We start from the raw sequence: 10,869 nt of genomic DNA, 5'->3' as shown, positions 1-10,869 counted from the left end.
CGATCTTGGCGGCGGGGTTTCGGCCGGCTCGCGCGGCCCGGCTCCCGCCGCGCCCTTGCCCGCGTCACGGCCGGCGGCGAAGGTCGCGGTCTCGCCGTCCGTCACCGCCGCGCTTGCCGCCGTGGCCGAGGCGCGCCAGGCGACCGGAACTGAAAGTCCGGCCGAGGCCGGCGCGAGCTACGCCCGCGGTGGCACCGCACCCGCTCGGGTCGCCGCCGCGCCGCCGAAGCCCAAGCCGCCCGCCGCCGCCTCCGCGGCAGCGGCGAATGGCCCGTGGCGTGTCCAGCTCGGCGCCTTTTCGGTGCCCGGCAATGCCGACAAGCTGTGGGCCCGGCTGAGCGGCCGCGCCGAACTGACCGGACACTCGAGGCTGTCGGTGCCAGCGGGGGCGGTGACCAAGCTCCAGGCCGGCGGCTTCGCCACTCGCGCCGACGCCGAGTCCGCCTGCCGTTCGCTACAGCGCAACGGGCAGGAGTGCCTGGTTACGCGGTAGGCTCGAAATCCCCACTCGACGAGTTCCCGGACAAGGTAAATCCGCTTCCTATCCAGCCTTCTGTTCGCGTAATGGCCGCGAAGACTGGAGGGTCTGTGGCAAATAGGGCGTCGCGATGGGCGAGGCGGACCGGGCAAGCGGTGCTTGCGCGTCACACCTTTGTCGGCAGTCTCGGCTGGTCGCTGATCGCCGTCGTCATCCCGGCCGTCCTGCGGCTCGTGCTCGACGCCGGGCGCTATGGCACCCCGTTCGTCACCTTCTATCCCGCGGTCGTGCTGTCGGCCCTGTTTCTCGGCTGGCGCTATTCGGTGCTGACGACGATCCTGTGCGCGGCGGCCGCCAGGCTGCTGTTCATGCAGGACCTGCAGCCGCTCGGCTCGACGCCCGAGGGCCTAGCGATCTTCGTCCTGTTCGTGTTCTCCTGCGGCAGCCTGATCGCGATCGGCGAATGGCTGCGGCGCGTGCTTGTGGAGCTCGACGCAGCTTCGGCACGCGAGGCACTGCTCAACCAGGAGCTGCGTCACCGCCTCAAGAATCTGCTCGCGGTGGTCAATTCGCTGTCGGCGCTGAGCCACCGTCATTCCGATCCCGAAGAGGCGCAGAGCGCCTTCGCCGAACGGCTCGCCGCGCTCGACCGCGCGACCAGCCTGCTCGGCGGCGACGGCGCGGTTTCCTGTGCGCTGCCCGAACTGGCCGAGGAAGCGTTGCGGCCCTTCCTCAGCGATTACGACATCCGCCTCACCGGTGCGCCGCAGGAGGTCGATCGCGACGGCTGCGTGCCCGCCGTGCTTGCCCTGCACGAGCTGGCGACCAACGCGATCAAGTACGGCTCGCTCAGCGCTGCCGGCGGTTGGGTCGACCTGCGCTGGGACGAGCCGGCGGATGGGCGCGTGACGCTGCACTGGCAGGAGAGCGGCGGTCCGCCGGTCGCCAAACCGCAACACCGCGGCATGGGCAGCCGTATCCTCTCGATGCATTCGCTGGCGGCGACTTTCGACGTTGCCTATCCGGAGGACGGCGTGCGCTGCGAGCTCGAGTTGAAAGCGCTCTAGTCCTTCGCGAAGGGGTTCTTCGGACTCTTTAGGGTCAAGCGAACCGGCACCGCGCCGAAGCCGAGCTCGCGGCGAATGCCGTTGAGCAGGTAGCGCTCGTAGCTGGCGGGCAAGTCATCGAGCCGGTTGCCGAAGATCACGAAGCGCGGCGGGCGCGTGTTCGACTGGGTGATGTAGCGCAGCTTGATCCGCTTGCCGCCGGGTGCGGGCGGGGGATTGGCTTCGATCGCGTGCTCGAACCAGCGGTTGAGCGCCGCCGTCGGGACGCGCCGGCTCCACGCCTCGCGCACCTCGAACGCGGCCGCGAGCATCTGGTCGAGCCCCTTGCCGGTGAGGCCCGAGACGGCGAGCAGCGGCACGCCCTTCAGCTGCGCCAGCCCTTCGTCGAGCGCCGCGCGCACGCCGTTGAACAGCGCGCTGGCGTTCTCCGCCACGTCCCACTTGTTGATCGCCACCATCAGCGCGCGGCCTTCCTCGAGCACGAGGTTGGCGATCTTGAGGTCCTGCACCTCGAGCCCGCGGGTGGCGTCGAGCAGCAACACGACGACCTCGGCATAATCGATCGCGTGACGCGCGTCGGCGACCGACAAGCGCTCCAGCTTGTCCTGGACCTTGGCCTTCTTGCGCATGCCGGCGGTGTCGACGAGGCGCAGTTGCCGCGTCTCGCCGCTTTCCGGATCGGTCCACTCCCAGTCGACGGCAATCGAATCGCGCGTGATTCCGGCCTCGGGCCCGGTCAGCAGGCGGTTCTCGCCGATCAGGCGGTTGATCAGCGTCGACTTGCCCGCATTGGGGCGGCCGACGATGGCGAGGCTGAGCGCGGAGAACGGCTTGTGCTCCTCCTCCAGGGCGATTTCTTCGGACTCGTCCTCGGCCGGCTGCTTTTCCTCGAGCAGCGGCAGCAGCGCTTCGAACAGGCCCGCCATGCCTTCGCCATGCTCAGCGCTGATCGCGACCGGCTCGCCAAATCCGAGGGCATAGCTTTCCATGATCCCGTCGTCGCCCGAGCGGCCTTCGGCCTTGTTGGCAACCAGCACCACCGGCACGTCCTGCGCGCGCAGCCAGCGGGCGATTTCCTCGTCGAGCGGGGTCAGCGAAGCGCGCGAATCGATCACGAACAGCGCCAGGTCGGCGCCCTTGAGCGAGACTTCGGTCTGCGCGCGCATCCGACCGGGCAGGCTCTCGGGGTCCTCGTCCTCCCAGCCGGCGGTGTCGACGAGCATGAATTCGAGCCCGAGCAGCGAGACCTCGCCGAACCGGCGGTCGCGGGTGACCCCGGGCTGGTCGTCGACCAGCGCCAGCTTCTTGCCGATCAGGCGGTTGAACAGCGTCGACTTGCCGACGTTGGGTCGGCCGATAATGACAACCTGGGGGAGGGGGCGCTTGGCCATGGCGCGCAAGTGGCGGTTCGTCGCACGCTTGGCAAGGCTCACCGCTCGCGTGCTTTCCCTCGAGCCAGGCATCTGACAGCCTGCGCTAAGAAAAAATTAACCCTACGGGGCGATGCCAGGGACATGAGGGTAACGGTAGCATTGGCGCTTGCCGCATGCGCGCTCGGCTGTCCGGCGATGCCGGCCCTGGCCGATGAGGTCGACGGCTACGACGTGTCCACCGAGTTGCAGCAACCCTATCTCCAGTGCGTGCCTTATGCGCGCGAAGTGTCCGGCATCCAGATCTATGGCGACGCCTGGACCTGGTGGGACCAGGCGGAGGGCCGCTATGCCCGCGGGCACCAGCCGCGCGTCGGCGCGGTGATGGCTTTCCAGCCTTACGGTACGATGACGCTGGGCCACGTCGCCGCGGTCAGCCGGGTGATCGATTCGCGCACGGTGCTGCTGCGCCACGCCAACTGGTCTCCGATCGAAGGTAGGCGCGGGCAGATCGAGGACGATGTCCGGGCGGTCGATGTCTCGCCCGAAAACGACTGGAGCGAGGTCCGCGTGTGGTACGCGCCGATCCAGGGTCTCGGGACCACCGCGTGGCCGGTCGCCGGGTTCATCTATCCGAGCAGGGACATCCGCCCGACGTTCCAGCTCGCCAAGGCCGAGCCGGCCAAGCCGGTCGCGCCGTCGCGCGCTTTCCTGAGCGCATTCGCCTCGTTCGAAGCGTCCACGCCGGCACCGCTGGTGGCGAAGGAAAAGCGCAGCAAGGGCAAACCGGTCGACCTGATCGCGCAGATTGCGCGCAACTAGGCCTTTTTCGCGACCGGCGCGTCGTCGCCCAGGTCTTCGAACCAGGCCTCGACCGGGCCGGTCAGCTTGATCGTCAGTGGGTTGCCCTTGCGGTCCATCGTCCGTCCGGCCTGAACGCGCACCCAGCCTTCCGAGATGCAGTACTCGTCGACATTGTGGCGCTGCACCCCCTTGAAGCGGATGCCGATGCCGCGCTCGAGCTTGCTGGCGTCGAAGTATTCGCTGCGCGGATTGATCGACAGGCGATCGGGCGGGACGTCGGGGGCGGCGGTGTCGCTCATCCGCCGCTCCCTAGCCTGACCGGCGGCAAAATCAATCCGGCGGTGGGGCCTCGCTCGGCATGTCGGGCTGCGACGGCGTCTCGGCGGGCGTCTGGCCGGGCTGGTCGATGTCGCCGCCCTGGTCGGGCACTTCCTGCTCGGGCGAGCGGCCGGGCCGGTCGAAATCGCCCTGGCCGGGCTGGATTTCGTCGGGGCTCTGACCGGGAAAGTCGCTGTCGCCATCGGGGCCCGCCCGGATGGCATCGCTTGCGCTGGCCCCCGCGTTGATCGTCGGCGGCGTCGCCGGAGGGACGGTGCGGCCGCCGAATTGCGCGGCTGCCTGCTGGCCAGTTTCCATGGAAATATCCTTTTGCTCTCGCGTGTGGAAACGGTTGGTCGGGGTCGCGCGTTCCCTCGCCGACGCAGCCCGTCGTGCCGCTTGCCCTTTTCGGCCCGCGGCTGTAACGGCGCTCACCTGTTCGCGGGCTCCAGCCTGCACGGGGTTCGTCGGGCCGCGGGCGTGGCGGAACTGGTAGACGCGCTGGATTTAGGTTCCAGTATCGAAAGATGTGGGGGTTCGAGTCCCTTCGCCCGCACCAGTTCCTGGCGCTTCGGGTCACAAGAGTTTTGGAAGGCTTAGAATGCAGATCGTCGAGACCGCCAACGAAGGCCTCAAGCGCGCCTACACGGTGAAGATTCCGGCCAAGGACATCGAGGCGCGGATCGACGCCGAGGTGAAGAAGGTCGCCCCGCAAGTGCGCATGCCGGGCTTCCGTCCGGGCAAGGTGCCGGCCAACCTGATCAAGAAGATGCACGGCGAAGCGCTGCATTCCGACGCGTTCAACACCGCGGTGCAGGAATCGATCGATTCGCTGATGCGCGAGAAGAAGCTGCGCCCGGCGCTGCAGCCGAAAGTCGACCTCGGCGAGGGCTATGCCCAGGGCAAGGATGCCGAGCTGTCGGTCGAGCTCGAAGTGCTGCCCGAGATCGAGGCGCCCTCGGTCGAGGGCCTCAAGCTCGAGAAGCTCACGGTCGCCGTAAGCGACGCGCAAGTCGACGAGGCCGTGAAGACGCTCGCCGGCAACCAGAAGAGCTACAAGGACGCCCCGAAGACCAGGAAATCGGCCGACGGCGACCAGCTCGTCATCGATTTCGTCGGCCGGGTCGACGGCACCGAGTTCGAAGGCGGCAAGGCCGAAGGCGCGCCGCTGGTGCTCGGCTCGGGCCAGTTCATCCCCGGCTTCGAGGAGCAGCTGAGCGGGCTCAAGGCGGGCGACAAGAAGACCATCAAGGTCGAGTTTCCTGCCGACTATCCGGCCGAGAACCTCAAGGGCAAGGAAGCCGAGTTCGACGTCACCGTGCAGGCGGTGAAGGTGCCCGGCGAGACCAAGATCGACGACGAGTTCGCCAAGTCCCTCGGGCTCGAGAGCCTCGAGCAGCTCAAGGGCCTGCTCAAGGGGCAGCTCGAGCAGGAAACCGCCGGGCTCACCCGCACGCAGATGAAGCGCCAGCTGCTCGACACGCTCGCCGCCGCGCACGATTTCGCCGTGCCGCCGAGCATGGTCGAGGCCGAGTTCGAACAGATCTGGCAGCAGCTCGAAGCGGAAGTCGCCAAGGAAGACGATCCCGAAGCCGCGCGCAAGGAGATCGAGGCCGACAAGGAAGACTATCGCCGCATCGCCGAGCGCCGCGTGCGCCTGGGCCTGCTCCTGTCCGAGATCGGTCAGGCCAACGGGGTCGAAGTGAGCAACCAGGAAATGCAGATGCTGCTGCAGCAGGCCGCGCAGCAGTATCGCCCGGAGGACCGCGAACGCTTCGTTGAATACGTCCGCCAGGACGCAATGGCGCAAGCCCAGCTGCGCGCCCCGCTCTACGAAGACAAGGTGGTCGACTTCCTGTTCGACAAGGCAGAAGTCACCGAACGCGCGGTGACGCGCGAGGAACTCGAAGCGGCGATCGAGGCGGAAGAGGCGCCGGCGGAGAAGCCGGCCAAGAAGTCCGCCGCCAAGAAGCCCGCGGCGAAGAAGCCGGCCGAGAAGCCCGCAGCGGCGAAGGCCGAGAAGGCCGCACCGAAGAAGGAGGCAGCCAAGTCCGAAGCCAAGCCGGTTGCGAAGAAGGCGGCGCCCGCCAAGAAGACCGAGGAAGCCAAGCCCGCGGCCAAGAAGGCTCCGGCCAAGAAGACCGAGGAAGCCAAGCCCGCGGCCAAGAAGGCTCCGGCCAAGAAGGCTGCGGCGAAGAAGTAACCTGGGCCGGCCGGCGCGCTACTCGGCCGCCGGCGCCCACGGCTTCAGCGAAGGAACCGGCAGCCTGGCCGTGCGCGCCCGCTCGTAGGCCGCGCCGGCCAGCAACAGCGCGTGGTCCGACCATTTTGCGCCGATGAAGCTGAGGCCCACCGGCAAGCCCTCGACCGCCCCCATCGGCACGGTCAGGTGCGGATAGCCGGCGATCGCCGCCAGGCTCGTGGCGCCGATCGAGCCGTTGTAATGGTCGCCGTTGACGAGGTCGGTAGTCCACGCCGGGCCGACCGTCGGCGCGACCAGTAGCGAGACCTTGTTGGCCGCCAGCAGCTTGTCGATGCCTTCCCGCCCGGCGAGCCGGAGGTTGTCGTCGTGCGCCTTTTTGGAAGCCGCGGCGTCGGTGGTTGTTGCCGCCTGCTCGAACAGCTCCTGGCGGAACCAGCGCATTTCGGCGTCGGCATGGGCGTCGTCGAAGGCGATCACGTCGTCGAGGCTGCGCACCGGAATGCTCGCCGGCGAACCCTTGAGATAGGCGCCAAGCCCCTCGCGCAGCTCGTAAAGCAGCACGGTCAGCTCGGCGTCGCCCATTTCCTTGGGCATCTCGTAATCGATTTCGACCACCTCCGCCCCGGCGCGCTTGAGATCGGCAACCGCGGCGTCGAAGAGTTGCGCCACGCGCAGATCGTTGCCGACCATCTTGCGCAGCACGCCGACCCGCTGGCCCTTGAGCGACGAGCTGCCCAGGCCGGCGGTGAAGTCGGTCAGATGCTTCGCCGCATCGGCCGTCGCCGCGTCGGCCGGGTCGGGCCCGGCGATGGCATTGAGCAGCAGCGCCGCGTCGGCGACGCTGCGCGCCATCGGCCCGGCGGTGTCCTGGCTCGCGCTGATCGGCACGACATGCGTGCGGCTGACCAGCCCGACGGTCGGCTTGAGCCCGACGATGCCGCTGACACTGGCGGGGCAGGTCACGGAGCCGTCGGTTTCCGTGCCGATCGCCGCCCAGGCCATGCCCGCAGCCACCGCTGCGCCGCTGCCCGACGACGAGCCGCAGGCGTTGCGGTCGAGTGCATGGGGATTTTTCGTCAGCCCGCCCACGGCGCTCCAGCCGCTGGTCGAGCTGGTCGAACGGATGTTGGCCCATTCGGACAGGTTGGTCTTGCCGAGGACCACGCCGCCCGCCTTGCGGAGCCGTGCGATGAGCGGCGCGTCGCGCCCGGTCGCGTTGTCCTTCAGCGCCAGGCTGCCGGCGGTCGTGGGCCATTCGCGCGTCTCGATGTTGTCCTTCACCAGCACCGTGCGGCCTTGCAGCGGCAGGTCCTTGGCGGCGGCAACCTCGGAAGCCACGGCGGCGGCATCCTTGGCGACGATCACCGCGTTGAGCTGGGGGCCGGCATCGTCGCGCGCGGCGATCGTGGCCAGCTGGTCGCGCGCCATCAGCCCCCAGTACTGCGCCGCGTTGGCAGGGGGCACGTCCTGCGCGAGGGCGGCAGCGGGAAGGGCGAGGAGGGCGAGCGGCGCAGCGGCGCGGGCGAGAGCGGTCATGCCGCCCTTGTGCCACCGCGCGCGGCCGGCGGGAACTCTAGAACTTGCCCTTCACGTTGAGGCTGTAAATCAAGCCCACCGACTGATCGGCATCCTCGTGGAACAGGACCGGCGCGGTGTCGCGGAAGCCGCTGTAGACGGTCCGGCGGAAGTAATGCCGCCCGTTGGTTACGTTGAAGACCTGCGCCCGCACGTCGAGCCCGAACACGTTCTTGTTCTCGAGGAACAGGAACGTGTAGGCCGGCCCTTCGTAATTGATGCCGACTTCGAACAGCCGGTAGTACGGCAGCACATGGTTGTATTGCACGCCGCCGCCCCAGGCCCAGTTGCTGTTGGGGATGTCGTCGCGCAAGGTGACATTGGCGACGCGGTTGAATTCGTTGCTGAATTGCCGATGCTCGCCGGTGAGCGGATCGCGCAGGTCCGATTTTTCCATCGTCAGGTCGGCATCGATCTTGGCACCCTTCCAGCCGAGCGGATCGAGGTTGACGGTGCTCACCCAGTTGACGCCGTAGATATTGGCCTTGTCGATGTTGCCGCGCGATTCCACGCCGCCCGGGAGGGGGATGTAGTCGATGTAGTCCTGGTACCAGCGGTCGTAGAGCTTGACCGTCGTCGTGCCCCACGCGCCGAGTTCCTTCTTCGCCTCGAAATTGAGTTCCCAGCTTTGCGGCGGCACCAGATTGACGTTGCCGGCGCTGCCGTTGCCCTGGTCGAGGTCGACGCGGGCAAGGAAATCCTGGAATGACAGCTGGCCGACAACGCGGGCGAGCTTGAGCGACAGGTTGAGATCCTTCCTCGGCGTCCACGCCAGGCTCGCCGACCCCTTGGGGCGCCAGAAGGTCCGCGTCAGCCCCATCGACCCGGTTTGCGAGAGCTTCGAGTATTCGACGCCGCCGCCGAGCTGCAGCGACAGGTTCTTCGCCAGCTGCCGGCCGTGCGTGAGAATGGTCTCGTAGCGATCCTCGGTGACCCCGCCGGTGCCGGCCGGAAACGGTATTTCCACGAAATCGCCGCTCGGATCGAGATCGAACAGGCGTGCCGCGCCGTCATAGCTGTTGAACGCCGCCTCGCCCGAAAGCTGCCAATCGCCGTGGAGCATCTTCCAGTTGTATTCGGCGCGGGCTACCTGCTCCTTGTTCGTGCTTACGCTGGCATAGCGCCCGCCGGTGTTCGGCGAGCCGTCGGCGTAGATGAACACGACGTCTTCGCGATAACGGTCATGGTCGTAGCGATCGAGGCCGATCAGCTTGAGCCGGCCGGGACCGAGCGCGAACTCGAAATCGCCGCCGATCTCGTAGTTATGATCGCGCTCGTGCGGATCGTAGTCGCGGTGGCGGTCGACACCCCCCGGCACCGTGCGATCTTCGGTGTTGGTCGAATCGAAGAAGATCAGCGCGTAGGAGGCATTGAGGTGGGCCACCGAGCTGCCCGGCCCGTCCCACTTGAGCGAGGCGGAGATCTTCGGGTTGTCGAACCGGTTACCCAGGTGCGTGTGCCTGTGCTCGAGCAACACGCCGTTGGCGTCGGTGATGTCGGTCGGTCCCTTGATCGAGCCGCGGCCGTTGTTGTTGTTCAGCGCAAGGGTGTATTCGAGGGTCTTTGCCGTCCCGCTGATCGAGACGTTGCCGCCGAACCATTCAGGGCGGACGTATCCCGGGCGAAAGCGGGTCGCCCAGTTGAACTGGCCCGAGATGCCGCCGGCTTTGGTGACGATGTTCGCTACCTGGCCCGACAGGCCGGGAATCTTCAGCGAGGCCCCGTCGACGATCTCGATCTTCTCGACCTTGTCGGCGGAAATCTTCTGCAGGCGGTCGAAGATGGTTTCGGACTTCAGCGCCAGCCGCTCGCCATTGATGAGCACGTTGACGTTGGCCTCGCCGAGACCGCGAACTTCGTCGCCGCCGCTGATCGAGAAGCCCGGGACTTGGTTGAGCATGTCGAGCGCGTTCTTCGGCGAATACCTGGCGAAGTCGGCCGGAGTGTAGACCACATGGCCTTCGCTGCTCGCCCGCGGAATGTCGAGCGGCGAGGTCGGTGCGGGCGAGGGCGAGGGCGAGGGCGCGGGCGCCGCGTCCTGCGCGAGCGCGGGAGCGGAAAGGAGCAGGAGGGCCGAGCCGCTCAGCAAGGCTGCGATGACGCTTGTTTTCATGCGCGGTTGGTACGGCCGCGCTACAAATGTAACACGCGCGTTCGACCGATGGCCAACCCCATCCGATGAACGGCAATCGCGCATCTCCACGCAACCCCCTTGAACATCGCGGAGCAAGGCGCGACATAGGCCGGGCATTTCCACACAACGAGGCTTTATGATCGACCTGTTCGGCACCGACAACGCGCAAGGCAAATTCAGCATGGATCCGGTGACCGGCCAACTGGTCCCGGTCGTCGTCGAGAGTACCAGCCGCGGCGAGCGCAGCTTCGACATCTTCAGCCGCCTGCTGCGCGAGCGGATCGTGTTCGTGACCGGACCTGTCGAAGACGGCATGGCCAGCCTGATCGTCGCCCAGTTGCTCTATCTCGAGAGCGAAAACTCGCGCGACATCTCGATGTACATCAACTCGCCGGGCGGCGTGATCACCGCCGGCATGGCGATCCACGACACCATGCAGTACATCAAGCCACGCGTTTCGACGGTGTGCGTGGGCCAGGCCGCGTCGATGGGCAGCTTCCTGCTCGCGGCGGGCGAGCCGGGCATGCGCATCGCGCTGCCCAATTCGCGGATCATGGTCCACCAGCCGAGCGGCGGCGCGCGCGGGATGGCCTCGGACATCGAGATCCAGGCCAAGGAAATCCTTCGCGTCCGCCATCGGATGAACGAGCTCTACGTCAAGTATACCGGCAAATCGCTGACCGACATCGAGAAGGCGCTCGACCGCGACACCTTCCTCGAAGCCGACGAGGCGATGAAATTCGGCATTGTCGACAAGGTGTTCGAGAGCCGGCCGCCGAGCGAGGAAGTCGGCGACAAGAGCGGTTCGGCGGGCGGGGCACCGGAGTAACCGGGACCGCAAACCACGCTGAAACGTTGCCGCGAAACTGTAGCATTTTGGCAACCCTGGCCCTTCAGGCTGGAGCAAGCCGTGGGCATTA

10 protein-coding genes and 1 tRNA gene are annotated in these 10,869 nt (G+C 67.3%); 6 read left to right on the top strand and 5 right to left on the bottom strand.

Annotated elements, in window-relative coordinates; all coding sequences use genetic code 11:
* Together G7B69_RS16245 and G7B69_RS16240 are read left to right on the top strand one after the other, a co-directional pair.
* Positions 1 to 493: SPOR domain-containing protein (locus G7B69_RS16245; protein WP_166181153.1), on the top strand; the 493-nt coding region annotated here is incomplete at its 5' end.
* Between the two features lie 140 nt (positions 494 to 633).
* The gene (locus G7B69_RS16240; protein ID WP_166181151.1) at positions 634 to 1,545 is read left to right on the top strand and encodes an HWE histidine kinase domain-containing protein; all 912 of its coding nucleotides are present in this window, start codon (positions 634 to 636) and stop codon (positions 1,543 to 1,545) included.
* Here G7B69_RS16240 and der read toward each other — a convergent pair.
* Positions 1,542 to 2,936: a ribosome biogenesis GTPase Der gene (der, locus tag G7B69_RS16235; RefSeq protein ID WP_166181149.1), complete on the bottom strand. Its 1,395-nt coding sequence runs from the start codon at positions 2,934 to 2,936 to the stop codon at positions 1,542 to 1,544. The genes G7B69_RS16240 and der overlap by 4 nt on opposite strands.
* A gap of 177 nt (positions 2,937 to 3,113) precedes the next feature.
* On the opposite strand from der, the gene G7B69_RS16230 reads away from it, so the two are divergent.
* Positions 3,114 to 3,737 (top strand): CHAP domain-containing protein, encoded by a 624-nt coding sequence (locus G7B69_RS16230; protein ID WP_166181147.1) that lies wholly within the window; start codon positions 3,114 to 3,116, stop codon positions 3,735 to 3,737.
* Here G7B69_RS16230 and G7B69_RS16225 read toward each other — a convergent pair.
* Entirely contained in the window at positions 3,734 to 4,018 is a 285-nt protein-coding gene (locus tag G7B69_RS16225; RefSeq protein WP_166181145.1) for a DUF3297 family protein, read from the bottom strand. The two genes, G7B69_RS16230 and G7B69_RS16225, sit on opposite strands and share 4 nt — an antisense overlap.
* Positions 4,019 to 4,049: 31 nt before the next feature.
* Positions 4,050 to 4,355, bottom strand: coding sequence for a hypothetical protein (locus G7B69_RS16220; protein ID WP_166181143.1), 306 nt, complete (start codon positions 4,353 to 4,355; stop codon positions 4,050 to 4,052).
* Positions 4,356 to 4,511: 156 nt separating this feature from the next.
* On the opposite strand from G7B69_RS16220, the gene G7B69_RS16215 reads away from it, so the two are divergent.
* Positions 4,512 to 4,596: transfer RNA gene (locus tag G7B69_RS16215), tRNA-Leu, on the top strand.
* Between the two features lie 42 nt (positions 4,597 to 4,638).
* The gene (tig, locus tag G7B69_RS16210; protein WP_166181141.1) at positions 4,639 to 6,240 is read left to right on the top strand and encodes a trigger factor; all 1,602 of its coding nucleotides are present in this window, start codon (positions 4,639 to 4,641) and stop codon (positions 6,238 to 6,240) included.
* Positions 6,241 to 6,258: 18 nt separating this feature from the next.
* Here tig and G7B69_RS16205 read toward each other — a convergent pair whose 3' ends face one another.
* Together G7B69_RS16205 and G7B69_RS16200 are read right to left on the bottom strand one after the other, a co-directional pair.
* Positions 6,259 to 7,776, bottom strand: coding sequence for an amidase (locus G7B69_RS16205; protein WP_166181139.1), 1,518 nt, complete (start codon positions 7,774 to 7,776; stop codon positions 6,259 to 6,261).
* A gap of 37 nt (positions 7,777 to 7,813) precedes the next feature.
* Positions 7,814 to 9,928, bottom strand: a complete 2,115-nt coding sequence (locus G7B69_RS16200; protein ID WP_166181137.1) for a TonB-dependent receptor domain-containing protein — start codon at positions 9,926 to 9,928, stop codon at positions 7,814 to 7,816.
* A 157-nt stretch (positions 9,929 to 10,085) separates the two neighbouring features.
* Between G7B69_RS16200 and G7B69_RS16195 the strand changes: the two genes are divergently transcribed.
* Positions 10,086 to 10,778 (top strand): ATP-dependent Clp protease proteolytic subunit, encoded by a 693-nt coding sequence (locus G7B69_RS16195; RefSeq protein ID WP_166181136.1) that lies wholly within the window; start codon positions 10,086 to 10,088, stop codon positions 10,776 to 10,778.
* Positions 10,779 to 10,869 lie beyond the last annotated feature (91 nt).

It is taken from the genome of Croceibacterium segetis (genome assembly GCF_011320115.1).
In the GTDB taxonomy this organism is placed as follows: domain Bacteria; phylum Pseudomonadota; class Alphaproteobacteria; order Sphingomonadales; family Sphingomonadaceae; genus Croceibacterium_B; species Croceibacterium_B segetis.
The sequence above is the reverse complement of the archived record's forward strand: the minus strand, read 5'-3'. Positions and strand labels throughout refer to the sequence as shown.